The sequence below is a fragment of the Burkholderia sp. AU38729 genome (assembly GCF_020419725.1).
Taxonomy (GTDB): domain Bacteria; phylum Pseudomonadota; class Gammaproteobacteria; order Burkholderiales; family Burkholderiaceae; genus Burkholderia.
Window position 1 is genome coordinate 176,746 of sequence record NZ_JAIZQO010000002.1, and the last position, 25,476, is coordinate 202,221.

The following is a 25,476-nucleotide window of genomic DNA, read 5'->3' on the forward strand; positions in this document are numbered from 1 at the left end:
TGCGGCAAACGGGGCGAGGCGGTTTACGGGTTTACGGACGCGCCGGCTCCTGGAATTCGGCGAGCCGCTGCAGCAGCTTCACGGCCGCCGCGAGCTCGGCCTGCTCCGCCGCCGACAGTTGCGCGTGCAACGCACGGAACAGCCAGTCGTCCTTGGCCGCGCGGTTCGCTTGCAGCACCTTGCGGAAAGCGGGCGTGAGCGCGATCAGCGTCTGCCGGCCGTCGGTGGGATCGGGCTCGCCGCTGACGGCGCCGAGCGTCTCGAGCGTCGCGACCGTCACGCGCATCGACTGCGGTCGCACGCTTTCGGCACGTGCGAGCGCCGACACGGTCGCGGGGCCGTCGCGGTCGAGCCGCAACAGCACCGACTTCTGCGATGACGTGAGGTCGTTCGGGTGGATTTGCTCCCGCATCCGCCGCATCAGCTTGCCGACCGAGATGCGAAGTTCGCCGGCAAGGCCGGCCAGCGGGAGCGCTTCGGAGGGAGGCAATGGCGTGTTCATGAATTCAAGATATCAGATATACAGGAAAACTGTACAGTTTAGCTGCATATTTCAAGCTGTAAGGATCGCGTCGTCGCGTGCGCTCGATTCGATGCGACATGTCCCGTTCGGCTGCGTGAGCCGGCTCTGCGATAATGCGGGCTCCCCATTTCCGCTCTGCCGCCCGCCATGACGCAGCCGTCCGCCCCGCTCTCCACCGACCTGCCGCCGATCTCGTGCCTGCCCGGCGACGCGCTGCCGTGGCTGCCGATGAGCGCCGACCTGCCGGGGCTGGCGATCAAGTACCTGCATATCAATGCGGCCGAAGACACGCTCACCGCGCTGCTGAAGATGCCGGCCGGCGGCACGCTGCCGCGCCACCGTCATGAAGGCGAGGTGTTCGTCCATACGTTGCAGGGCGCGTGGCGCTATCGCGAATACGACTGGGTGGCGCAGGCCGGCTCGACGGTGCTCGAACCGGCCGGCTCGGTGCATACGCCGGAAACGCTCGGTGCGCCGGGTGAGGACGTGATCACGCTCAACGTGATGCGCGGCGATCTCGTGCTGCTCGACGACGACGGCCGCGAGACCGCGCGCGAGAACTGCCGTGTCGCGCTGCTGCGCCAGCGCAAGCATGCGCGTACGGCGCCGAACGACGCCGCGCCGTTCGTCACGCGCTAAGGCAGGCGCTAAGGCAGGCGCCGCCGTCGCGTCACGATCCGCGTGGCGCTCGCGTTCCTTGTCGACTGGATGGCCGCCGGTGCGCTTCGCCGGCCGCCCCGATCGTCACCGAAAGCGCCGGAAAAATGTCCGAATGTCGTCGGCCAGCCGATCCGGCTCTTCCATCGCCGCGAAATGGCCGCCGCTCGGCATGTCGGTCCACTGCACGACGTCGAACCCGCGTTCGAGCCAGCTGCGCGGCGGACGGCCGATTTCCTTCGGAAAGCGCGCGAACGCGACGGGCACCGTCACGCGTTGCCCGGCCGCGAAGCGCATGGGCTGCAGGCGGTTTTCCCAATACATCTGCATGGATGAGCCGATGCAGCCGGTGAACCAGTAGAGCGAGATGCCGGTCAGCAGATCGTCGTGCGAAAACCGCCGTGCGACGTCGCCGTCGCAATCGCTCCACGCGCGGAATTTCTCGGCGATCCAGGCGGCCAGTCCGGCCGGCGAATCGTTGAGCGCGACGGCCAGCGTCTGCGGCTTCGTCATGTGCACATGCGCGTATCCGCCTTCCAGCGCGGCCCACTCGCCGCGCTGCGTCACGAAGGCCCGTTCGTCGTCGGTCAGCGGCACGGCCGCGTCGGCCGGAGGTTCGTAGCTGCCGGGCAGGTAGTTCAGATGGATACCGTCCACCCGGTCGGCATGCCGCGCGCCGAGCGCAATCGACACGCCTGCGCCGAGATCGCCGCCTTGTGCGCCGAAGCGTTGATAGCCGAGGCCGGACATCAACGCCGCCCAGCAGTCGGCGACCTGCCATGCCGACATGCCGGGTGCCGTTGGCGCGGGCGAGAACAGGAAGCCGGGCAGCGACGGGACGACGACATCGAACGCGTCGTCAGGATCGCCGCCGAATGCCGCCGGATCGCACAGGCGCTCGATCAGTGCGGCAAATTCGAACACGGAGCCCGGCCAGCCGTGCGTGATGACGAGCGGATAAGGTTTCGATCCCGCCCCACGCCGATGGATGAAGTGCACGCGCTGCCCGCCTGCGTCCGCGACGAACTGCGGCAACCGGTTCAGCGCACGCTCCACCGCGCGCCAGTCGAAGCGCTCGGCCCAGTAGTCGGTCAGCTCGCGCAGCCACGCGCCGTCCACACCCTGCTGCCACGGCTCGGCGGGCGTGAGCAACGGCGGGCGGCGGGCGCGCAGGCGCCGACGCAGGTCATCCAGCGCGTGATCGGGTATCGCAATCTCGAACGGCTCGGCGTGCATGGTGTCTCCTCGCGAAACGTGCCGGAGATTCTGCGCGATTTTTCCGACCTTCGCTGGCGTCCCGCGCCCGCGAGCATCAGCCCGCTTCCCGCTCGTCCGCACGCGCGTCGCGCCGCATCGCCTGCGGCGGGACGCCGAACCCGCGCACGAACGCCTCGCGCATGTGCCGGCGGTCGCGAAACCCGTTTTCCTTCGCGATCACGTCGAGCGAGTGGCGGCTTTGCTCGATCATCAGTCGCGCCCCCTCCAGCCGCAGCCGCTCGATCGCCTTCGCCGGCGACTGCCCCGTTTCGAGCGTGAACACGCGGCTGAACTGGCGCGGGCTCAGGTGGACGGCTTCGGCGAGATCCTCGACGGTCAGCGCGCGGCCGAGATTCTGCCGCGCGTAGTTCAGCGCGTTCTGGATCCGGTCGGATTTCGGTGCGAGTTCCAGCATTTCGGAATGCTGCGACTGGCCACCGGCGCGCCGCTGGTGCATCACGAGCTTGTGCGCGACCGAGCGGGCGGCATCGGCGCCGAGATCCTTTTCCACCATCGCGAGTGCGAGGTCGAGGCCGGCCGTCATCCCGGCCGACGTCCAGATCGGGCCGTCGACGATGTAGATCCGGTCGTCCTCGACGCGGATCTCCGGATAGCACCGCTGCATGTCGCGGCCGAACGCCCAGTGCGTCGTCGCGCGGCGCTGCGCAAGCAGCCCGGCTTCGGCCAGCACGAACGCGCCGGTGCAGATGCCGGCGATCCGCCGCGCGCGTGCCTGGGTGCGGCGCAGGAACGTCACGACGCCGGCCGGCGCCGGCGAAGCGAGCGGATCGTTGACGCCCGCGACGATCCACGTATCGACGGCGATCCGCCCGCGCAGCGCGTGCGTGGCGACCGGCAGCCCAAGCGACGAGCGCACGTCGCCGCCGTCGACCGAATAGATGGCCATCCCGTAGAACGGCTCGCTCATCCCCATGTTCGCGTACTCGAACACCGATTGCGCGGCGAGCGCCATGATCTGGAAGCCGTCGCTGATCAGAAAGCCGATGCGGTGCATGTGAGTTCTCCCGTCCCGGGCGAATAGGTCGGCCCGATGTCCTGAATCATACCCATCTACGTCATTTGTGTCGCAACGATTCGAGACCAGAATGACTTCACGCCATCCGGCCATTTCCCTCGAAACGGAGCACATCATGACGCAAGCACATCGCGGTACCGCCCTCATTACCGGGGCCTCGTCGGGCATCGGCGCCGTCTACGCGGACCGCCTCGCGCGCCGCGGCTACGACCTGATCCTGGTCGCGCGCAACCGCGACCGCCTGGCCGCCCTCGCCGACCGCATCACGAACGACACGCAGCGCAGCGTCGAGATCATCGACGCCGACCTCAACGACCGCGCCGCGCTCGCCGCCGTCGAAGCGAAGCTGAAGCAGGATGCGAGCATCACGCTGCTCGTGAACAACGCGGGCATCGGCACGCACACGCCGCTGCTCGACAGCGACGTCGATGCGATGACGCGGATGATCGACCTCAACGTGACCGCGCTCACGCGCCTCACCTATGCGGCGGTGCCCGGCTTCGTCGCCCGCGGCAACGGCGCGGTGATCAACATTTCGTCGATCGTCGCGATCTCGCCGGAAACGCTGAACGGCGTGTACGGCGGCAGCAAGGCGTTCGTGCTCGCGTTCAGCCAGTCGCTGCATCACGAACTCGCCGACAAGGGCGTGCAGGTGCAGGCCGTGCTGCCCGGCGCGACCGCCACCGATTTCTGGCAAACGGGCGGCCTGCCGCTCGAGCACCTGCCGAAGGAAATCGTGATGTCGGCGACCGACATGGTCGACGCGGCGCTGGTCGGCTTCGATCGCGGCGAACTCGTGACGATCCCGTCGCTGCACGCGGGTGACGAATGGGCCGCGTACGAGGCCGCGCGCCGCACGATGGCGCCGCACCTGTCGGCCGACACGCCCGCGCCGCGCTATTCGACGGCAGGCTGACCACGCGGCATCCCGCAGGTCGAAAGCAACAGGCACGTCGAACCCGGGAGGTGCCGCGGAACACGGTGATACGTGGCGAGTCGCCCGCAATCATCCGCGGTTCCGCGGCACGTTTCCGGACCGATGCGGATCGATGAATTCGTCTGCGGGAAGACGTGTCGGATTGCTTCCCGGTCGGCGTAAATGTCGCGCGCGGACCGACGATTCCGGTTCGCTTGCCACGCATTCCGCGCAACAGTAAGCTCTGCGATTGCAGTCCCCAAGCGACCTCGTTCGACCGGCATTCGTCCGATCACGAGGGCAATCGTCCGTTGCGGAATTCGATCATGCAGGCCCGTATGTTCATCACCGAGACCGGCGACGCGCCGGCCTCCGCACGCGGGTCGGCCGACCGTCTGCCCGCGCTCCCACCCCTGCCGGAACTGGACACCATCTGCCGTGTCGCGCGTGCGCATGTCGGTGCGGCCGGCGCGTTCATCGCGCGCACCGACGCCGGTGCGCCACGCGTGCTGGCCGCCGACGGAGCATTGCCCGATCGGCTTCCCGACCCGCTGCCCGCCGATGCCTTGCTGCCCGAAGCCGAGCCGACGCCGGCCGCCGATTCGCGCTTCGTCCCGCGTAGCACGCACGCCAACGGGCAACGCAACGACGGCCCGCGTCGCGCGCTGCGGGTCGTCGCGGCCAGCGAACTCACCGCGCCCGATGGCACGACATTCGGCATGCTGTGCGTCGTGGACGACAAGCCCCCGGTGCTCGACGCGACGCAACGCGCGACGCTGCGCGACCTCGCCGCACTGGCTGCAAGCACGCTTGCCCGCGCGATCGAAACGGTTACCTTGCGCGAACGCCTCGGCACCGTCGAGGAACACAGCGCGCTGACCACGCTCGCGCTCACCGAAAGCGGCACCGGTGTGTGGGATCGCAACGTGGAAACCGGCGAGATCCATTACTCGCCGGCCTGGAAGGCGCTGCTCGGCTACGCGCCGCACGAGCTCAGCACCCGGATCGAGGATGCGTACGAACGGCTGCATCCGGACGACGTCGCCGACGTGAAGGCCGCGATGCTCGCGCACTTCGAGCAGCGCACCGACCATTACGCGGTCGAGCACCGCATCCGCTGCAAGGACGGCTCATACAAATGGATCTGCAGCCGCGGCAAGGTGATCGACCGCGACAGCCGCGGCCGCGCGCTCCGGATGGTCGGGACGACCACGGACATCACCGCGCTGCGCGAGCTCGCCGCGCGATTGCGCGACTCGGCCGCGCTCGTCACCGATCTCACCGACCAGGTTCCCGGGCTCGTGTTCCAGCTGCGGCAGGCGCCCGACGGGCGCCGCTTCTTTTCCTACGCGAGCGCGGGTGTCGCCGACATCTACGAGCTGACGCCCGAGCAGCTCGCCGGCAGCGCGGAGACGGTCGAGACGCGCATCCATCCGGCCGACCTGGTCGCCTACCGGCTGTCGCTGCACGACTCGGCGGTGCGACTGACGCCGTGGCGCCTCGAATATCGCGTGCTGCTGCCGGGCCAGGGCCTGCGCTGGCGCGAAGGCGATGCGCGGCCGCAGCGCACGGCCGACGGCGGCACCGTGTGGCACGGCTTCATCACCGACGCGACCGACCGCAAGCACATCGAGGCCGAACTGCACCGGATGGCGACCACCGACCACCTGACGCAGCTGTCGAACCGCCATGCGTTCATGCGGCAAAGCGAGGCCGCGCTGCGCGCCGTGCGTACGACCGGCCAGGCCGCCGCGGTGCTGATGCTCGATCTCGATCACTTCAAGGCGCTGAACGACCGCTGGGGCCACCCGGTCGGCGACCGCGCGCTCCGGCATTTCGCGCGGCTGCTGCTCGCGGAAACCGGGCCGGACGGCATCGTCGGACGCGTCGGCGGGGAGGAATTCGCGATCGTGCTGCCGGGTGCGGATCTCGACCGCGCGCTGGCCTTCGCGCAGCGCGTGCAGCAACGCGCGATGCAGGCGCGGCTCATGCACGATGGCCAGCAGGTCACGCTGACCGTCAGCATCGGCATCGACGCGATGCGGGCGTCGGACTTCGGCGCCTACCAGCCGCTGTCGCGCGCCGACAAGGCGCTCTATCTCGCGAAGGAGCGCGGCCGCAACCGGATCGAGGTGTATCGGGCGTAGCGTTCGGGCGCGCGACGTCCGCCCCCGCCTGGCGTCCCGCCGCCTCCATTGAGCGACATATTCGGGACCGATCGTGTAGGCTAGCGCTCCGGGCCCTACTGACCACGATTTGCCATGGACAATTCCAAACTGACCGCGCGTCTCGCGACAGGTCTTCTCGCCGTCGCGCTCATCGAGCTGCTGGCGCTGCTGTTCGGCTATGGGTTCGCCAGTTCGATGGACGATCCGTACATGGGCCTTCGCGTGTTCATCACCGCGCTCTTCTGGGCGGCAGGCCTGTCGGTCATCGGCGTCATGGCGGCAATCGCGTGCCTGTCGATCGACCAGCAGGCGCGCGGCGGCACGATCAACTGGGCGCTGGCGCTGCACGGCCTGATCGTCCTGCCCGGGCTGTTTATGTCCCTCCACTGAACCACACCGCCGAACCGCACCGCCGCCGCCCGCGTCACGCCGATTCCGCACGCGGCGCCGCCCGCACACCCGGCAGCATCGCGACCGCGCACGGGGCCAGCAGCGCCGCGATCATCAGCATCGCCAGGTCCATGCTGCCGGTTCGGGTGCGGATCAGCCCGACGAGCCACGGCGTGATCATCCCGCTCGACACGCCGATGCTGCTGATCAGCGCGATCCCGCCGGCCGCGCCCGCGCCGGAGAAATACACGGACGGCACGGCCCAGAACACCGGATGCGCGGCGAAAATCAGCATCGCCGCGACCGACACCGCGCCCCACAGGAACATGATCCGCGCAAACGTGCGGCGCGCGCCGAAGCGGCGCAGCAGCGCGTTGCTCGGCACCTCGAACAAGACATAGCCGACGAAGAACAGCACCGCGCCGAGGCTGTACATCGCGTCGGTCAGACCGAGATCCTGCCGCATCTGCAACTGCGCGAAGCCGATGTTGCTGCGATCGAGGATCGACACGATGTAGCAGGGGAACAGGAACGGCACGATTCGCGCGCCGATGCGGCGGTACAGTGCGTCGTCGTCCGTTGAAGCGATACCGGACGCGACGGCACGCGCGGCGTCCGCTTGAAGAGGGGCTGACATCGATCGTCTCCTCGCTGGATTCGGGTGCGGGGTTCACACGGCGTGCCGGTCGCCGCCGCCCGTGAGCGGCGACCGGCCGTTGCTCGATCAGTCGCGCCGCGCGCCTTCGCCCTTCACGCCGAGCATCAGCGCAACGCCGCTCGCCACCAGCAGCGCGGCCAGCAGATACACGGCGAGATCCATGCTGCCGGTGCGCGTGCGGATCATCCCGATCACCCACGGGCTGACGATCCCGCTCGTGATCCCGATGCTGCTGATCAGCGCGATCCCGGCCGCGGCGGCGTTGCCCGACAGGTAGCGGGTCGGCACCGCCCAGAAGATCGGCAATGCGGCGAAGATCAGCGTCGCCGCGACCGACAGGCACGCGAGCATCGCGGCGAAGCTGTGCAGGTGCAGCGTCAGCGCCGCGAGCGCGAGCCCGCCGCCGATCGTGCAGCACGCGAAGTGCTTGCGGCGCTCGCCGGTGCGGTCCGAACGACGCGCGATCAGGATCAGCCCCACCGCGCCGACCGCGTTCGGCACGACCGTGTACAGGCTCACGGCCACGACGTCGGTCACGCCGAAGTCGCGGATCATCAGCGGCATCCAGAAGTTGAGCGTCAGCGACGCGCAGGTCAGCGAGAAATAGATGAACGCGAACAGGTACACGCGCGGGTTCGCGAGTGCCGCCATGAGGCTGCGCCCGTCGTGCGCGTTGCCGTGGCCGCGGCCATCGGCGCACAGCGCGGCGACCCGCGCCTTCTCATCGGACGTGAGCCACGTGGCGTCCTGCGGCCGGTCGACCAGCAACGTGAACGCGGCGAACGCGAGCAGGATCGCCGGCGCACCTTCGATCGCGAACATCCATTGCCAGCCGTGCAGCCCGAGCACGCCGCTCATGTCGCGCATGATCCAGCCCGACATCAGGCCGCCGAGCACGCCGGCCACCGCGACGCCCGCGAAGAACACCGAGATCGCGGCCGCGCGCCGGTTCGCGGGGAACCAGTAGGTCAGGTACAGCACGATGCCGGGAAAGAAGCCCGCTTCGAACACGCCGAGCAGGAAGCGCAGCACGTAGAAATGCGACGGCTGCGACACGAACATCATCCCGGTCGACGCGATGCCCCACAGCAGCATGATCCGCGTGAAGGTGCGGCGCGCGCCGAAACGCGCGAGCAGCAGGTTGCTCGGCACTTCGCAGAACACGTAGCCGACGTAGAACACCGCGGCGCCGAGGCCGTACATCGCGTCGCTGAAGCCGAGATCGTGCTTCATCTGCAACTGCGCGAAGCCGATGTTGATCCGGTCGAGGAACGAGATGACGTAGCAGAGGAACAGGAACGGCACGATTCGCCACGCGATCTTGCGGAACAGCAGCGCGTCGTCCGTGGCGGCGGCAGCGGAAACCGAAGCGCTCGCGTGCGCGAGCGCCGCTTCGGCGGGAAGCGATTGGGGCATGTCTCTCTCCAAACAGGCTGCGCGATTCGCGCGCGCAGCCGTCTCCCAGGGCGTACGTGCGCCCTGCTTTCTTGTGAGATCGGATACGGCGGACGGAAAGCCGGCGGGAAGCCGTGGCCCGTCGCCGCGTCAGAAAAAAGGCGGAGCGCCCTGCCGGACACCCCGCCTGTGCAAGCCGCTCAGTCCTGCAGCGCGGCCCACATTTCCTTGTCGCGCTGCGCGGTCCAGATGCGCGGATGCGTGATGCCGCTCGCTTCGTCGAAGGCACGCGACACGTCGAACGGCAGACAGTGCTCGTAGATGAACACGTGGCCGAACTTCGGATCCATCGCTTCACGCGTGAGCGCCATCGACGCCTTCAGGTCGAGCTTCTGCTCGACGGCCTTGCGGCCCTGCGCGAGCAGCGTCGTGACGAAATCCTTCGTGTAGTCGAGGCCCTTGTTCACGTCGGCCGGGTTCAGCAGCGCGGGGCCGCGGCCCGGCACGAGCTTCTCGGCGCCGAGCGCGCGCAGCGCCTCGAGCGTGGCCGGCCATTGTTCGAGCTGCGCGTCGCCGCAGTAGCACGCAGCGTCGTATTCGACGAGGTCGCCCGAGAACAGCACTTTCTGCGACGGGATCCAGACGATCGTGTCGCCCTTCGTGTGGCCCGAGCCGACGTGCATGATCTTCACTTCGAGCTTGCCGAGGAACAGCGTGATCTCGCGCTCGAACACGAGCGTCGGCCAGGTCAGGCCGGGCACCGTCTCGACACCCGCGAACAGGCGCGGGAAACGCTCGATCTCCGACTTCATGTCGGCCTCGCCGCGCTCGACGATCATCTCGTACGTGCCGCGGCTCGCGATCACGTGCTGCGCACCTTCGTCGAAATACGCGGACGCGCCGAGCACGCGCACCGCGTGGTAATGCGACAGCACCACGTGCTTGATCGGCTTGTCGGTCACGCTGCGGATCTTCGCGATCAGGTCCTGCGCCATCGCGGGCGTCGCGGTCGTGTCGACGATCAGCACGCTGTCGTCGCCGATGATCACACCCGAGTTCGGGTCGCCTTCGGCGGTGTACGCGTACGCGTTCTCGGACAGCTTCGTCCAGGTGACTTTCTTCTCTTCCAGATCGGCTTGGGAGGCGAATGCTTTGGCCATGTTGCGTTCCGTGGCTGCGAGCCATGTGTTGAGGGGAGTGAGCGGATCTTCGTCCTGCGCCGAATATTTGTCAATGGCAAAGTCACTTGCTATTGTTTAATACGGGTAAACCTGCGGGCTGGCGCGATAAATGGCGTCGGATACCATGCGGGGTTTCGTCAACGGAAGAATCATCGCGTGCAGAACCACGAAGTCAGCGCAGACGACGCGCCGCCCAAGGCGCAGCGCGGGATCCAGAGTGTCGAGGTCGGCGGCCGGCTGCTCGATGCGCTCGCGCGCCGGCGCAAGCCGCTCGGCCTGTCCGAGCTGGCCGCGGCGGCCGATCTGTCGACCGCGCAGGCGCACACCTATCTCGTCAGCCTGACGCGGCTCGCGCTCGTGAAACGCGATGCGCTCACCGGCAACTACGAGCCGGGCCCGTTGTCGCTGCGGCTCGGGCTGATGTCGATCGAGCGCCAGCCGGCCTATCGCGCGGCGCTGCCGCACGCGGCGCGGCTCGCGGAAGCGGTCGGCCTGAGCGTCGCGCTGTCGGTGCCGGGCGTGCTCGGGCCGACGATCGTGCGCATCGAGCACGGCGGCTATCCGCTGCACGTGAACCTGCATGTGGGCTCGGTGATGTCGCTCGACACGACGGCCACCGGCCGCGTGTTCCGCGCGTTCGGCGAGCCCGCGCAACTCGACGCGATGGCGGCCAGCCAGGCAGGCGCGGGCGCCACGCTCGCGGGCGCCGAGCAGCCCGCGCCGGACGCCGGCGTGCCGCAGGCGGAACTCGACGCGATCCGCGCACGCGGTATCGAGCGCGGCGTCGACCTGCCGAGCCCCGGCGTCAGCGCGATGTGCGTGCCGGTGTTCGACGCGCAAGGCACGCTGCAACTCGCGTTGACGGTGATCGGTTCGACCGGCTCGATCGACGTCGACTGGGACGGCCCGATCGCGGCGGCGTTACGCGACGCGGCTCTTCAGGCAACCGCATCGCTCGGCGCGGCGCACGGTGCCCCTCCGCCGGCTTCCACCTCGGCGCCGACAGCCCCGCGCGTGCCGCCCGCACTGGCCGACGATGCGAAAGCGCAGCGCGGAATCAATGCGCTCGACAGCACCGGCGAGCTGCTGCTCGCGCTGGTGTCGGCGGGCCGCGCGCTGCCGCTGCGCGATCTCGCGGCGGCCGCCGGCATGCCGGCCGCGAAGGCCTTTCCGCATCTCGTCAGCCTGCAGAAGATCGGCCTGCTGAGCCGCGACGACGCCGGCTGCTTCGGCGGCGGCCCGCTCGGGCAGGCGCTCGGCCTGATCGCGATGCAGCGCGTGTCGCCGACCCGCGACGCGGAAGCCGAGATCGTCGCGCTGGCCGGCGCGACCGACATGAGCGTGGCGGCCGCGACGCTCGGGCCGCTCGGCCCGACCGTAATCCGCCTCGAAGAGTCGGCGCGGCCGCAGCACGTGAGCCTGCAGGTCGGCACGGTGATGTCGCTCGTCAATACGGCGATCGGCCGGATCTTCGCGGCCGGCATGTCCGACGACGTGCTGGCCGACCTGCTCGCCAACGAGCCCGTGCGCCTCGCGGGCCGCGCCGCAGCGCCGGTCGACACGGCCTTCCGCGCGCGGCTCGCGACGATCCGCGCGGACGAACTCGATTTCGCGTTCGACGCGCCGGTGCCGGGCATCGGGACGGTCGCCGCGCCCGTGTTCGATCACACCGGCAGCATCCGGCTCGTGATCGCGATCATCGGTTCGTCGCGCGGCTTTCCGCGCGGGCCGGACAGCGATCTCGCGCAGGCGTTGCTCGCCGCGACGCGACGGCTGTCGTGGCGGTTCGGGTGGATCGGCGGATAGCCGTCCCCTTTTTCCTCTTCTTCTCCCCTCTGCCAGACCGCGCCGCGAGGCGCAACCTCGTCACGCCTGCGCGCGGGGCCTTTCCGGGGCGGGATGGCCGTATCAAGTGACATCGATATGAAGCCGTGCGCGACCGTCATTCATGTTGCATCGCGGCAACACAAACTGTCAGGAATTCTCATATAACGAAATCGCATTTCACAAAGCGGAGGTGTTTCGCTATGATTAGGGTTATCCCTAACTCGCCACCTATACGGGGCTTCGTCATGCAAACGTCTAACCTTTCCGACCGTTCCACCGAATCCGCTGGCTGGCTCGCACGTATGGGCGAGCTGATCGCAGAAGCTTGGGCACTCCACCTCGAGAACTGCGAAATCATCGCTGAAGCACACGCACGCCTGCCGCACTGAGCGCGGAATGGCCGGCCGCCAGCCGGTTGGCCCCACGAAACCCTGCCTGATCCGCTTGCCCGGACGCGCGCCATGAGGCCGCGGCGTCGAGCAACGGGTTGCAAGGCAAGTCGTCGGAAACAGGCCGGGTAGTCCCGTTGGATGCGCGCGCTGTTTCAGGCGCGCGTTGAAGTCGCTCTGCAGTTGCTTTAAAGCCGATGCCGGCGCCGATCAACCTCGGCGCGGTTTTGTCTGCCGGTTGCCCGGGCAGGCAACAGTTATCTCGCCAGCGCGTAAGTCCGACGGATCACCACGGACAGAAGATTCATCCGCGTTGCAGACCCCGGCGCCGAACCGCGCCTCTGCCTGGCCCCTCTCCCGATTGCCGGCTTGCTCCGCGCACATGCGCGGCCCCAATGCGCCGTCGTTTCAACGACGGCCGCACCCGCTTCCCCGCCCCCATCACACCTGAATCGACGGCACGTCCTTCATGCAGCGCAGCGCGAACATCGAGCGGCTGTGACGAATGCTCGAAATCTTGTACAGCTTTTCGCGCAGGAACCGCTCGTAACCGGCCGTGCCGTCCACCGCGACCTTGATCCAGTAGTCGTACTCGCCCGACACGAGATAGGCCTCGAGCACCTCGGGCAGCGCGGCGAGTTCCTCGCCGAAGCGCGCGAGCGCATCGTCCTCGTGGCGATCGAGCGTGACTTCGAGAATCACGATGTCCGCATAGCCCAGCTTGCGCTGATTGACGAGCGCGACGTAACCGTCGATGTAGCCGTCCACCTCCAGTTGCCGCGTGCGGTTCCAGCATGCGGTGGTCGACATGCCGATCTGTTCGGCCAGTTCGGCGTTCGACAGACGCGCATTTTTCTGCAGTGCGCCGAGGATCTTGCGGTCCTGGCTGTCGAGCGTTTTCGGCGAGCGTTCACGTGCGGCCATGGCAAAAGGAATCTTCTCCTGAAAACCGGGATTCTATCCGAACGACATTCCGGATTTGTGTCGGTTTGTGTGGAAAAGCGGAAGCCTTTTAATCCGGCCCCTTGATATATTTTTACCCATGCCTGCTGTCCGGCACGTTCCCCGCGACAACCCCTTCGCACCGGGACGCACAGCCGCAATCACGAGTTGCGGTGCCGGCCGGCAGGCATGCGATTCCCCGCCGTCCGCGCGCCTATCCGGCCGCGCGGCCTCGGCGCCCGTGATCCTGTTCCTGCCCTACCCGTCATGTCGTTCAGGCTTTACCTGTCGTTTCTCGCGGCTTCCGCCGTTCTCGTCTACGCCCCCGGCCCCGTCAACCTCCTCACCATGAACCAGGCGCTCCGCGCCGGCTGGCGCCGCGCGCTGCCGTGCGTCTGGGGCGGCACGCTCGCCGTGCTGCTGCAACTCGCGCTGACCGCGCTGTGCCTGAATTCGCTCGTGCATCTCGACGAGCGCGCGCTGACCGTGCTGCGCTGGGCCGGCGCGGCCTACCTCGTCTGGCTCGGCTGCAAGCAATGGCTCAGCCGCACGCCGGCCGGCGCACCCGCCGCCTCGGCCGGGCCGGCCGGAACGGCCACGCCGGACACCGACTCGCACCGCGCGCTGTTCTGGCGCGGCGTGGCAACCTCGGGCCTCAATCCGAAGACGCTGCTGTTCTTCCCGTCGTTCTTCCCGCAGTTCATCAGCCCCGGCGCCGACTGGAGCCTGAACCAGCAGTTCCTGCTGCTCGCGGCGACGTTCGCGGTGCTGTTCGCGGGCGGCGTCGCGTCGATGGCGCTGTTCTCGCACCGGCTGAGCCGCGCGCTGCAGCGGCCCGCACGGATGCGCGCGATGAACCGCGTGACGGGCGGGCTGCTCGTCGGAATGGGCGCGATCATGGTCGGCTGGAACTGACAGCGGCCGGGCGGCCGGCTTCATCGCGGCCGCCGCCACGCCCCTCGAAAAAGCAGCCGATTGCCGAATGCTTTAGGGTAGCGGCTGTTTCGTTGGACATGCCCGGCCAGCCGGGCGACTGGATGAAGCTCCTCACTTCCCGCCTGCGGCGCCTGTTCGCGCCGATCGGCCTGCACTGGTATCTCGCTCTCCTCCTCGCGCTCGACGCGCTCATGGTGCTGCGCCCCGTCATCGAGCATGCCAGGCTCGGCGTGCATCACGCGTGGCTCGCCGATGCGCTGAACCTCGTCGACAACGCCGGGCTCGTCGTGTTGCCGCAAGTGGTCGTCGCGGCCGGCCTCGCGACGATGGCCATCGGCATCGTGCTGCGCGCCCGCGTCGCGTGGGTGCTGTCGATCCTGCTGCTGGTCGCGGCCGCCGCGATCAGCGTGCTCGGCGGCTACCGCAGCCACGCGGTGTTCGTCTATACGGCCGTGCTGGTCGTCGCGCTGCTGTATTACTGGCGGCACTTCGACCGCGCGAGCGTCGCCGCGAGCAGCCTGTTCGCGTTGCTGAGCATCGTGTCGCTGCTGATCTACGCGACCTTCGGCGTGCTGTATCTCGGCGACGAATTCACGCCGCCCGTCCACGATCTCGCCACGGCCGTCTATTTCTCGATCGTGTCGATGTCGACGGTGGGCTACGGCGACATCGTTCCGCATGCGCCGACCGCCCGCCTGTTCACCGCGTCGGTGATCGTCCTCGGCATCACGGTGTTCGCGACGTCGATCAGCGCGGTCGTCGGCCCCGTGATCGGCGGCAATCTGAAACGGATCGTCAAGGGAGGCATTTCGAACGTGATCCGCAAGCATCATTACCTGATCGTCGGCGCGACACCCGTCGCGCATGCGGTGCACGACGGGCTGCGCAAGCGCGGCTACGCGGTGACCGTCGTCGTGCCGGCCGGCGTCGAGCACAACTATCCGGCCGCGACCGACCTGATCGTCGGCGATGCGACCGACCACGCGGTGCTGGAACGCGCCGGCGCGGCGACCGCGCGGGCGGTGCTCGCGCTGCGCTCCGACGATGCCGAGAACGCCTTCATCATCCTCGCGATCCGCGAGATCGCACCGACGGTGCGCACGGTCGCGCTCGTGAACCAGCAGCGCAACCTCGAACGGCTGCGCCTGCTGAAGCCCGACATGGTGTTCTCGCCTCAGCAACTGGCGGGCGAACTGCTGGCCAGCACGCTCAACGACGAACCCGTCGACAAGTCGCTGATCTCGCACCTGCTGTTCGGCACGGCCGACGCCGCATGACCGCATGACCGCATGACCGTGTGACCCGGTGCCCCGGATTGGCCGGTGCGTGCCCGGTACAATCGCGCGATGTCCGAATTGTTCACTTACGGCGGCCTGTTCGCCGTGTCGATGGTCGCCGCGACCCTGTTCCCGCTCCAGTCCGAAGCCGTGCTCGCCGGCCTGCTGCTCGCCGGGCGCGAACCCGTGTGGGCGCTCGTGCTCGTCGCGAGCATCGGCAACGTCGCCGGCTCGGTAATCAACTGGGCGCTCGGGCGCGGCATCGAGCACTTCCGCGAACGCCGCTGGTTTCCCGTCAAGCCCGCCGCGCTCGCGCGCGCCGAGCGCTGGTATGCGCGCTACGGCCGCTGGTCGCTGCTGCTGAGCTGGGCGCCCGTGATCGGCGATCCGCTGACGATGATCGCCGGCGTGCTGCGCGAGCCGCTGCCGTCGTTCCTCGCGATCGTGACCGTCGCGAAGGTCGCGCGGTATCTCGCGATCGCGTGGCTCGTGACGCACTGACACCCCGCTTCCCGTCGTCCACCCGCGCGATGGCCGCACTTGCCGGCGCCGCCATCGACGACGCGCTGCTAAAGATTTCGCCGAAGTTGCCGTATTAACCAGTCGACTAGCGGTGACGCGTGCGTTCCGCCCCCTCTCCCTCCCCACTCAGGATGTTCCATGAGATTGACTCAATTGGGCCGGGTGAGCGTCGGCGCGCGTCTCGCGGCGCTGGCGTGCGCACTCGTCGCCGTGCTGTTTACCGTGTTCGCGTGGACACTCGCTCATTTCGCCGGCCAGCAGCTGGCTGAAGAAGCACACATGCGGATCGTCGACAAGGAACAGTCGATCCGCGCGATGGTCGACCTGTTCGACAAGGCGCTGTCGGCCGAAGCGAACCGCTCGATGTCGCTGTTCGCGAGCTTCCTGCCGCCCGATTTCTCGCTCGACCCGGCGCGCACCGTCGACATCGGCGGCGTCGCCGCGCCGACCCTGCTCGCGGGCGGCCAGCCGCTCGACCTCGACTATTCGATTCCCGACCAGTTCCTGAAGAAAAGCGGCGCGATCGCGACGATCTTCGCGCGCGACGGCGACGATTTCGTGCGCATCACGACGTCGCTGAAGAAGCAGGACGGCGCGCGTGCCGTCGGGACGAAACTCGACCGTGCCGGCCCCGCGTACGCACCGCTCGTCGCCGGACGCAGCTACACGGGCCTCGCGAAGCTGTTCGGCCGGCCGTACATCACGCAGTACAAGCCGGTGACCGATGCGACCGGCCGCGTGATCGGCGCGCTGTTCGTCGGCCTCGACATCGGCGCCGAACTCAAGCTCGTCGAGGACGGCATCCGCTCGCTGAAGATCGGCGACAACGGCTACTACTTCGTGATCGATGCGTCGCAGGGCCCGTCGCGCGGCACCTTCGTCGTGCACCCGGATGCCGACGGCCAACGTGCCGACGACACGCGCGCGCCGTACGCGCAGATGCTCGCAACCGGCCAGGGGCGGCTCGCGTACACGTCGACCGACCCGGCCGCGCACGACGGCGGCCCGACCGCGAAATTCGTGTCGTTCACGACGATTCCGCAGTGGCAATGGCTCGTCGGCGGCATCGCGCTCGACGACGAACTGCTCGCCACCATGCGCGCCACCCGCAACCGCTTCCTGATGATCGGCGCCGTGCTCGTCGCGGCGTTCGCGACGCTGTTCGTCATCGTGGTACGCCGCGTCGTGAGCCGGCCGCTCGATGCGGCGGCACGGGCCTCCGAACGCTATGCGGCGGGCGATCTCAGCGTGCGCATCCGGGATGGCGCGGCCACGCGCGGCCAGGCGGGCGACGACGAGATCGGCCGGCTCGTGCAGGCGGTCGACGGGATCGGCGACGGCCTCGCGCGGATCGTCGCGCAGGTGCGCAACAGCTCCGCCGACATCGCGCGCGGCACGGTCGACATTGCCGCCGGCAGCAGCGACATCGCCGCGCGGATCGCGACGCAGGCGAGCAGCGTCGAACAGACGGCCGCCAGCATGGAACAGATCACCGCCGCCGTGCAGCAGAGTGCCGAGCACGCGGCGCAAGCCAATGCGCTGGTCGCGGACGCGTCGGCCGCCGCGACGAACGGCGACGCCGCGGTGCAGCGCGTGGTCGCGACGATGGACGACATCGGCCGCGCGACGCGCCGGATCGCCGAGATCACGGGCGCGATCGAAGGCATCGCGTTCCAGACCAACATCCTCGCGCTGAACGCGGCCGTCGAGGCCGCGCGCGCGGGCGAACACGGCAAGGGCTTCGCGGTGGTCGCGGCCGAGGTGCGCGCACTCGCGCAGCGCAGCGCGGCCGCGGTCAAGGAGATCGACGCACTGAGCGCCGAATCGTCGACGACCGTCGAACAGGGCTACCGGATCGCGGAGGCCGCACGCGGCACGATGCGCGACATCGTCGCGCGCGTCGACCAGGTCAGCACGCTGATCGGCGAGATCAGCGCCGCGTCGCGCGAACAGTCGACCGGTATCGAGCAGGTGAACCTGGCCGTCACGCAGATCGGCGACGCGACGCAGCAGAACGCGATGCTGATCTCGGATGCCGAACGCGCGGCCGTCGCGCTGCGCGACCAGGCCGCTCACCTGTCGGACGCGGTCAGCGTGTTCCGGCTCGAGCGGAGTGCGTGACGAAGCACGGATGGCCGGCGACGGCCGGCCCATCGCCTACTTCTTGTCGTCGCCCGCCAGATCGATCGCCTTGTCCGATCCCACCGCGTTGCGCAGCTGGAACTTCTGGATCTTGCCGGTCGATGTTTTCGGCAGTTCGCCGAACCGCACGGCCTTCGGCACCTTGAAGCCCGCCAGCAGCGCCTTGCAATGCGCGACGATCTCCGCCTCGGTCACGCTCGCGCCTTCGCGCAGCTCGACGAACGCGCACGGCACCTCGCCCCACTTCGGGTCGGGCATCGCGACGACGGCCGCGACCGCCACCGCGGGGTGCCGGTACAGCGCATCCTCGACCTCGATGCTCGAGATGTTCTCGCCGCCCGAGATGATGATGTCCTTCTTGCGATCCTTGATCCGGATATAGCCGTCCGGCATCAGCACCGCGAGATCGCCGGTATGGAACCAGCCGCCGTGGAACGCGTCGTCGGTCGCCTTCGGGTTCTTCAGGTAGCCCTTCATGCAGATGTTGCCGCGGAACATGATCTCGCCGAGCGTCTCGCCGTCGGCCGGCACCGGCGCCATCGTGTCGGGATCGAGCACCGTCGCGCCCGCTTCCAGGTGATAGCGCACGCCCTGGCGCGCATTGAGCCGCGCACGCTCGTCGTCGCTCAGTGTCTCCCAGTGCGACTGCTTCGCGCACACGGTCGCCGGGCCGTAGACCTCGGTCAGCCCGTACACGTGCAGCAGGTCGAAGCCGATCTCCTTCATCTTCGCGATCACGGCCGGCGCGGGCGCCGCGCCCGCGACCATCGCGTGCACCGTGTGATCGATGCCTTCACGGAATTCGGCCGGAGCGTTCGCGATCGCGCTCTGCACGATCGGCGCGCCGCAATAGTGCGTGATGCGTTCGCGGCGGATCAGGTCGAACACCGTCTTCGCATCGAACTTGCGCAGGCAGACGTTCACGCCCGCGCGCGCCGCGACGGCCCACGGGAAGCACCAGCCGTTGCAGTGGAACATCGGCAGCGTCCACAGGTAGACGGCGTGCTTCGGCATGTCCCATTCGAGGAGGTTGCTGACCGCCGCGAGATACGCGCCGCGATGGTGGTAGACGACGCCCTTCGGGTCGCCGGTCGTGCCGGACGTGTAGTTCAGCGCGATCGCCTCCCATTCGTCGGCGGGCGGCGTCCACGCGTAGCCGGCGTCGCCGCTCGCGACGAGCGCCTCGTAGTCGGTCGCGCCCGCGAAACGCGCGGGGTCGGCCGGCATCGCGTCGGCCACGCTGACGATTTTCAGGCCCGGCACCTCGAGCGCCGCGCGATGCGCGAACTCCGCGTATTCGGTGTCGACGATCAGCACCTTCGCCTCGCCATGACGCAGCATGAACAGCACCGACGACACGTCGAGCCGCGTGTTGATCGTGTTCAGCACCGCGCCGGCCATCGGCACGCCGAAGTGCGCCTCGACCATCGCCGGAATGTTCGGCAGCATCGCCGCGACCGTGTCGCCACGTTCGACGCCGAGCCGCGCGAGCGCGCTCGCCAGTTGCTTCGCGCGCGTGTAGGTCTCGCCCCAGGTGCGCCGCACGTCGCCGTGCACGATCGCGAGGCGCTCGCCGTAGACTTCGGCCGTCCTGACCAGGAAGTCGATCGGGGTGAGCGGCACGTAATTCGCGTCGCGGCGGCCGAGTCCGGCCTCGAACATCTGCGTCATGATCCTGTCTCCCGTGTCCTGTCGACCGGGGCCCATCCACCCCGGATCGTTTTGATGTGGTTCAATTGCCGACAGCCTAACGGGCGCTATTGTGAGCCGTCTGTCATCGAAACGACAGAGTGCCTTTCACGCGCTGCGCGTTATCCCTATCCTCGCAAACCCGCACCCATGCACGACCCTCTCGTTGCCCCGCCCGACGCGCCCGCTCATCCCGCCGACGCGCTGCCCGAACCGGGCCCGCTGCCGGCGCTGGCCACGCTGTTCGGCCAGTGCGCGTGGTTCCGCACGCTCGCGCCCGAGCACCAGGCGCTAGTGCTCGCGCAGTCGCGCGTCGAGCACTGCGAGGCCGGCGACGTGATCGCGCATCGGCTCGCGCCATCCGAATACTGGATCGGCGTGCACCGCGGGCTGCTGAAGCTCGCGATCTTCAATGCGTCGGGGCGCGGCTGCACGTTCTCCGGCGTGCCGTCGGGCGGCTGGTTCGGCGAAGGCAGCGTGATCAAGCGCGAGCTGCGCAAGTACGAGGTCGTCGCGATCCAGCGCTCGACCGTGCTGTTCGTGCCGGTCGACACGTTCCATGCGCTGCTCGACACGAGCCTGCCGTTCACGCGCTTCGTGATCCACCAGTTGAACAACCGGATGGGCGAGTTCATCGCGTCGATCCAGAACAGCCGGCTGCTGGATGTCGATGCGCGCGTCGCGCAGGCGCTCGCGCAACTCTTCAACCCCGACCTGTACCCGGACACCGGCCCGTCGCTGTCGATCTCGCAGGAGGAACTGGGGATGCTCGTCGGCGTATCGCGACAGCGCATCAACCAGGCGCTGCAGCAGCTCGAGAAGCTCGGCGCGCTGCGGCTCGCGTACAACCAGATCGACGTCGTCGATCTCGGGGCGCTCGCGCGCGTCGGGATGGAGCAGATCTGAGCGCGCGCCGATGAACGGAATCGCCATCGAAGCAGCACGCCCATCCGGTATCGCAGCCGTTTTCCGGCCATCGCGCCGCGCGGCGTTTCCTCAGCTGAATCGGCAATCGGCCGCCCCGCCCCCACCTGACAATTCCGCCAGTTTCGCGACAGTAACCCGTTCCACGCCGACGCCTATCATTCGGGTGCCCTTTACCCACGCCTGATCACCGCCCGTCCCGCCGCCTCCATGTGGATCGTCAATCTCGCGCTCAAGCGCCCCTACACGTTCATCGTGATGGCCATCATGATCGTGCTGGCCACCCCGCTTGCGCTGATGCGCACGCCGGTCGACGTGCTGCCCGCGATCAACATTCCCGTGATCAGCGTCATCTGGAATTACAGCGGCTTCTCCGCGACCGAGATGACGAACCGCATCACGTCCGTGCATGAGCGGATCCTGACGACGACCGTCAACAACATCCAGCACGTCGAATCGACGTCGTTGCCCGGCATCGCGGTCGTGAAGGTGTTCCTGCAGCCGGGCGCGAACGTGCAGACGGCGATCGCGCAGACGGTCTCGTCCGCGCAGGCGATCGTACGGCAGATGCCGCAGGGCGCGACGCCGCCGCTCGTGATCACCTATTCGGCGTCGAGCATCCCGGTGATCCAGCTCGGGCTGTCGAGCAAGACGCTCAGCGAACAGTCGCTCGCCGACATCGCGCTCAACTTCCTGCGCCCGCAGCTGATCACGGTGCCGGGCGTGCAGATCCCGTTCCCGTACGGCGGCCGCACGCGCGTGGTCGCCATCGACCTCGATCCGCAGGCGCTGCAGGCGAAGGGGCTCACGCCCGCCGACATCGTCAACGCGGTCAACGCGCAGAACCTCGTGCTGCCGACCGGCACCGCGAAGATGGGCCAGACCGAATACCGGATCGACACGAACGCGTCGGCCGACACCGTCGCCGACATCAGCAGCCTGCCGGTCCAGACCATCAACGGCGCGACGACCTACCTGCGCGAGGTGGCGTCGGTGCGAGACGGCTTCGCGCCGCAGACCAACGTCGTGCGCCAGAACGGCCAGCGCGGCGTGCTCATCTCGATCCTGAAAAGCGGCGATGCGTCGACGCTCAAGGTCGTGTCGGACCTGAAGGCGCTGCTGCCGAAGGTGATCCCGACGCTGCCCGAAGGGCTCACGATCACGCCGCTGTTCGACCAGTCGGTGTTCGTCAACGCGGCCGTCCAGGGCGTGATTCACGAGGCGCTGATCGCCGCCGTGCTGACCGCGATGATGATCCTGCTGTTCCTCGGCAACTGGCGCAGCACGCTGATCATCGCGATCTCGATTCCACTGTCGATCTTCACGTCGCTGATCGCGCTGTCCGCGCTCGGCGAGACCATCAACATCATGACGCTCGGCGGGCTCGCGCTCGCGGTCGGGATCCTGGTGGACGATGCGACCGTCACGATCGAGAACATCGAGCGGCACCTGCATCTCGGTACCAACCTGCACGACGCGATCCTCGAAGGCGCGGGCGAGATCGCGGTGCCCGCGTTCGTGTCGACGCTGTGCATCTGCATCGTGTTCGTGCCGATGTTCTTCCTGACGGGCGTCGCGCGCTTCCTGTTCGTGCCGCTCGCGGAAGCGGTCGTGTTCGCGATGCTCGCGTCGTACGTGCTGTCGCGCACGCTGGTGCCGACGCTCGCGATGCTGCTGTTTCGCCCGCAGCAAGCGGGCACCGGCGCCGACCATGCGACGTCGCGCTTCGCGCGCATCCATCACGCGTTCAACGCGGCGTTCGAGCGGCTGCGGGCGTGGTACATCGTGCTGCTCAGCATCCTGCTGGTGCGCCGCCGCTTCTACGCGATGTGCTTCCTCGGCTTCTGCGTGCTGTCGACGGGCCTCGTGTTCGTGCTCGGCCGCGACTTCTTCCCGAATGCGGATTCCGGCAACATCCGGCTGCACATGCGCGCGCCGACCGGCTACCGGATCGAGGAAACCGCGCGCCTCGCCGATCAGGTCGAGCGTGTGATCCGCGAGACCGTGCCGCCCGACGAACTCGGCGCGCTCGTCGACAACCTCGGCCTGCCGGTGAGCGGCATCAACCTGTCGTACAGCAACGCGGGCACGATCGGCACGCTCGACGGCGAACTGCTGATCGCGCTGAAGCCCGGCCACCGCGCGACCCAGCACTACGTGCAGGCGCTGCGCAAAATACTGCCCGAGCGCTTCCCGGGCGTCGAGTTCTTCTTCCAGCCGTCGGACATCATCACGCAGATCCTCAACTTCGGCCAACCGGCCGCGATCGACCTGCAGGTGCTCGGCAACGATCTCGCGAGTAACATGACTATCGCGAGCAGCCTGATGAAAAAGATCAGGCAAATCCCCGGCGCCGTCGACGTGCACGTGCTGCAACGTAACGACGAACCGACCCTGCTGGCCGACATGGACCGTACGCGCATGCAGCAGCTCAATCTCTCCGCGCAGAACGTCGCGCAGAACATGCTGATCTCGCTGTCCGGCAGTTCTCAGACCACGCCGTCGTTCTGGATCAACCCGCGCACCGGGGTCCAGTACCCGCTGCAGATCCAGACCCCGCAATACAACATTTCATCGGTCGACGACCTGCTCGGCACGCCGATCTCGGCGAGCGGCCGCACGGGCATGCCGCTGCAACTGCTCGGCAACCTCGTGCAGGTGCGCAGCACCGCGAATCCGGCCGTGATCACGCACTACAACATCCGCCCGGCGATCGACGTGTACGTGAGCGTCGAAGGCCGCGACCTCGGCGCGGTGGCCGGCGAGATCGACCGCATCGTGTCCGGTGCGCGCGCGACGCTGCCGCGCGGCACCGAGCTGACGATGCGCGGCCAGATCGAGACGATGCGCACGTCGTATATCGGCCTCGGCGCGGGCGTCGCGATGGCGATCGTGCTGGTCTACCTGCTGATCGTCGTCAATTTCCAGTCGTGGCTCGACCCGCTGATCATCATCAGCGCGATGCCGGCCGCGCTCGCCGGCATCGTCTGGATGCTGTTCATCACCGGCACGCACCTGAGCGTGCCCGCGCTGACGGGCGCGATCATGACGGTGGGCGTCGCGACCGCGAACAGCATCCTGGTCGTGTCGTTCGCGCGCCAGCGCCTCGCGGACGGCGCGCCGCCGCTCACGGCCGCGCTGGAAGCCGGCGCGACACGGATCCGGCCGGTGCTGATGACGGCGCTCGCGATGATCATCGGGATGGTGCCGATGGCGCTCGGCCTCGGCGAAGGCGCCGAGCAGAATGCGCCGCTCGGCCGCGCGGTGATCGGCGGGCTGCTGTTCGCGACCGTGTCGACCCTGCTGTTCGTGCCGCTGGTGTTCGGCGGCGTGCATGCGCGGCTGGCCCGCCGGCGTGCGCGCCAGGCCGGCCACTGACTTTCGTCCCACTACCCGGTTGATTTGGTTGAATTCATGGAAGAGAAACATCACAGCGCCGTCGGCATCCAGGTGGACGAACACGGCATGCACCTGCCGACACGGTCGTCGGTGTCGCGACGCGGGAAAATCGTCCTGATCGTGATCGGCGTGCTGCTGGCCGCCGGCGCGGCGCGCACGGTCGTCGTCAACGTGCTGAACCACAACCGGCTCGACGCGGTCGCCGAGCAGAACACGCGCCAGTACGTGACCGTCGCGCATCCGGTCGATGCGGCCACCGGCGGCAAGCTGACGCTGCCCGGCACGCTGCGCGGTTTCGTCGAGGCGCCGATCTATGCCCGCGCAAGCGGCTACGTGCTGCGCTGGCAGGCCGACATCGGCGCGCACGTGAAGCAGGGCCAGACGCTCGCCGAACTCGACACGCCCGAGCTGAACCAGGAACTCGCGCAGGCCACCGCGCAGCGCCAGCAGGCGCAAGCCGCACTCGCGCTCGCAAAGACGTCGTTCGACCGCGCGCAGCAATTGCGCCAGCGCGATGCCGTCTCGCAGCAGGAACTTGACGACCGGCAAGGCGCGTTCAACCAGGGCACCGCGAACCTCGCCGCGGCCGATGCGAACATGCGCCGCCTCACCGAGCTGAAAGGCTTCCAGCGGATCGCCGCGCCGATCGACGGGATCGTCACGCAGCGCAACGTCGACGTCGGCGATCTCGTCAGTTCCGGCAACGCGGGCCGCTCGCTGTTCACGGTCGTGCAGGCCGACCGGCTGCGCCTCTACGTGCAGGTGCCGCAGGCGTACGCGCAGCAGGTGAAGGTCGGCCAGCACGTGAGCGTCGCGCAGGCCGAGCTGCCGGGCCGGACCTTCGACGGGACGGTCACGCGCACGTCGGAGGCGATCGACGTCGCGACGCGCTCGCTGCAGATCGAGATCACGCTGCCGAACCCGGACGGCAAGCTGCTGCCCGGCGCGTACGTGCAGGCGACGCTGCCGATGACGCCGGTCGGCCGCCTGCAGGTGCCGGCCAATACGTTGCTGTTCCGCGCCGAGGGCCCGACGGTCGCCACCGTCGATGCGAACGGCCGGGTGCGGCTGAAGCAGGTGACGGTCGTGCGCACGATCGGGCAGACGCTCGAGGTCGACGGCCCGCTCACGCCGAACGACCGCCTCGTCACGAACCCGAGCGACGCGCTCGCGAACGGCGACCCGGTGATCGTCACGGCGCCGGCCGCGAAGCCGGCCTCCGGCGCCGCGGAGGCGAAGTCGTGATCG

20 protein-coding genes are annotated in these 25,476 nt (G+C 68.4%); 12 read left to right on the plus strand and 8 right to left on the minus strand.

The window, feature by feature from the left end; all coding sequences use genetic code 11:
• Positions 1 to 31: 31 nt before the first annotated feature.
• Positions 32 to 502, minus strand: a complete 471-nt coding sequence (locus LGM56_RS05880; protein ID WP_089497046.1) for a MarR family winged helix-turn-helix transcriptional regulator — start codon at positions 500 to 502, stop codon at positions 32 to 34.
• A 168-nt stretch (positions 503 to 670) separates the two neighbouring features.
• Here LGM56_RS05880 and LGM56_RS05885 point away from each other — a divergent pair, with 168 nt between their 5' ends.
• Positions 671 to 1,162: a 2,4'-dihydroxyacetophenone dioxygenase family protein gene (locus tag LGM56_RS05885; protein WP_226203467.1), complete on the plus strand. Its 492-nt coding sequence runs from the start codon at positions 671 to 673 to the stop codon at positions 1,160 to 1,162.
• Between the two features lie 105 nt (positions 1,163 to 1,267).
• On the opposite strand, the gene LGM56_RS05890 is transcribed toward LGM56_RS05885, so the two are convergent.
• Together LGM56_RS05890 and LGM56_RS05895 are read right to left on the minus strand one after the other, a co-directional pair.
• Complete coding sequence (locus LGM56_RS05890) at positions 1,268 to 2,416, minus strand: epoxide hydrolase family protein (RefSeq protein WP_226203469.1); 1,149 nt, start codon at positions 2,414 to 2,416, stop codon at positions 1,268 to 1,270.
• A gap of 76 nt (positions 2,417 to 2,492) precedes the next feature.
• A complete protein-coding gene (locus LGM56_RS05895) occupies positions 2,493 to 3,452 on the minus strand; it encodes a GlxA family transcriptional regulator (RefSeq protein ID WP_226203471.1) in 960 nt (319 codons plus the stop codon).
• 136 nt (positions 3,453 to 3,588) lie between these two features.
• Between LGM56_RS05895 and LGM56_RS05900 the strand changes: the two genes are divergently transcribed.
• From LGM56_RS05900 to LGM56_RS05910, 3 genes are all read left to right on the plus strand, one after another.
• Positions 3,589 to 4,389, plus strand: coding sequence for an SDR family NAD(P)-dependent oxidoreductase (locus LGM56_RS05900; protein ID WP_089497050.1), 801 nt, complete (start codon positions 3,589 to 3,591; stop codon positions 4,387 to 4,389).
• Between the two features lie 326 nt (positions 4,390 to 4,715).
• Positions 4,716 to 6,536, plus strand: coding sequence for a sensor domain-containing diguanylate cyclase (locus LGM56_RS05905; RefSeq protein WP_226203473.1), 1,821 nt, complete (start codon positions 4,716 to 4,718; stop codon positions 6,534 to 6,536).
• Positions 6,537 to 6,650: 114 nt separating this feature from the next.
• A complete protein-coding gene (locus tag LGM56_RS05910; RefSeq protein ID WP_226203474.1) occupies positions 6,651 to 6,947 on the plus strand; it encodes a hypothetical protein in 297 nt (98 codons plus the stop codon).
• Between the two features lie 34 nt (positions 6,948 to 6,981).
• Here LGM56_RS05910 and LGM56_RS05915 read toward each other — a convergent pair whose 3' ends face one another.
• The 3 genes from LGM56_RS05915 to LGM56_RS05925 form a co-directional block, all read right to left on the minus strand.
• Complete coding sequence (locus LGM56_RS05915) at positions 6,982 to 7,584, minus strand: MFS transporter (protein WP_226203476.1); 603 nt, start codon at positions 7,582 to 7,584, stop codon at positions 6,982 to 6,984.
• 87 nt (positions 7,585 to 7,671) lie between these two features.
• On the minus strand, positions 7,672 to 9,021 hold the full coding sequence (locus tag LGM56_RS05920; RefSeq protein WP_226203478.1) for an MFS transporter: 1,350 nt from the start codon (positions 9,019 to 9,021) through the stop codon (positions 7,672 to 7,674).
• 179 nt (positions 9,022 to 9,200) lie between these two features.
• Positions 9,201 to 10,160: an MBL fold metallo-hydrolase gene (locus LGM56_RS05925; RefSeq protein WP_089427583.1), complete on the minus strand. Its 960-nt coding sequence runs from the start codon at positions 10,158 to 10,160 to the stop codon at positions 9,201 to 9,203.
• Positions 10,161 to 10,337: 177 nt separating this feature from the next.
• Here LGM56_RS05925 and LGM56_RS05930 point away from each other — a divergent pair, with 177 nt between their 5' ends.
• Entirely contained in the window at positions 10,338 to 11,987 is a 1,650-nt protein-coding gene (locus LGM56_RS05930) for an IclR family transcriptional regulator (protein WP_226203480.1), read from the plus strand.
• 851 nt (positions 11,988 to 12,838) lie between these two features.
• Here LGM56_RS05930 and LGM56_RS05935 read toward each other — a convergent pair.
• Positions 12,839 to 13,321 (minus strand): Lrp/AsnC family transcriptional regulator, encoded by a 483-nt coding sequence (locus tag LGM56_RS05935; protein WP_011355315.1) that lies wholly within the window; start codon positions 13,319 to 13,321, stop codon positions 12,839 to 12,841.
• A 285-nt stretch (positions 13,322 to 13,606) separates the two neighbouring features.
• Here LGM56_RS05935 and LGM56_RS05940 point away from each other — a divergent pair, with 285 nt between their 5' ends.
• The 4 genes from LGM56_RS05940 (at position 13,607) to LGM56_RS05955 (ending at position 18,195) form a co-directional block, all read left to right on the plus strand.
• Positions 13,607 to 14,254 (plus strand): LysE family translocator, encoded by a 648-nt coding sequence (locus LGM56_RS05940; RefSeq protein WP_226203483.1) that lies wholly within the window; start codon positions 13,607 to 13,609, stop codon positions 14,252 to 14,254.
• A gap of 122 nt (positions 14,255 to 14,376) precedes the next feature.
• A complete protein-coding gene (kch, locus tag LGM56_RS05945) occupies positions 14,377 to 15,552 on the plus strand; it encodes a voltage-gated potassium channel protein (protein ID WP_226203485.1) in 1,176 nt (391 codons plus the stop codon).
• 69 nt (positions 15,553 to 15,621) lie between these two features.
• The gene (locus LGM56_RS05950) at positions 15,622 to 16,053 is read left to right on the plus strand and encodes a YqaA family protein (protein WP_089497057.1); all 432 of its coding nucleotides are present in this window, start codon (positions 15,622 to 15,624) and stop codon (positions 16,051 to 16,053) included.
• 159 nt (positions 16,054 to 16,212) lie between these two features.
• A complete protein-coding gene (locus LGM56_RS05955) occupies positions 16,213 to 18,195 on the plus strand; it encodes a methyl-accepting chemotaxis protein (protein ID WP_226203487.1) in 1,983 nt (660 codons plus the stop codon).
• Between the two features lie 36 nt (positions 18,196 to 18,231).
• On the opposite strand, the gene LGM56_RS05960 is transcribed toward LGM56_RS05955, so the two are convergent.
• The gene (locus LGM56_RS05960; protein ID WP_226203489.1) at positions 18,232 to 19,887 is read right to left on the minus strand and encodes an acyl-CoA synthetase; all 1,656 of its coding nucleotides are present in this window, start codon (positions 19,885 to 19,887) and stop codon (positions 18,232 to 18,234) included.
• 168 nt (positions 19,888 to 20,055) lie between these two features.
• Here LGM56_RS05960 and LGM56_RS05965 point away from each other — a divergent pair, with 168 nt between their 5' ends.
• From LGM56_RS05965 to LGM56_RS05975, 3 genes are all read left to right on the plus strand, one after another.
• Complete coding sequence (locus tag LGM56_RS05965) at positions 20,056 to 20,811, plus strand: Crp/Fnr family transcriptional regulator (RefSeq protein WP_179254899.1); 756 nt, start codon at positions 20,056 to 20,058, stop codon at positions 20,809 to 20,811.
• A gap of 228 nt (positions 20,812 to 21,039) precedes the next feature.
• The gene (locus LGM56_RS05970) at positions 21,040 to 24,207 is read left to right on the plus strand and encodes an efflux RND transporter permease subunit (protein WP_226203491.1); all 3,168 of its coding nucleotides are present in this window, start codon (positions 21,040 to 21,042) and stop codon (positions 24,205 to 24,207) included.
• Positions 24,208 to 24,243: 36 nt separating this feature from the next.
• A complete protein-coding gene (locus tag LGM56_RS05975; RefSeq protein ID WP_226203493.1) occupies positions 24,244 to 25,473 on the plus strand; it encodes an efflux RND transporter periplasmic adaptor subunit in 1,230 nt (409 codons plus the stop codon).
• Positions 25,474 to 25,476 lie beyond the last annotated feature (3 nt).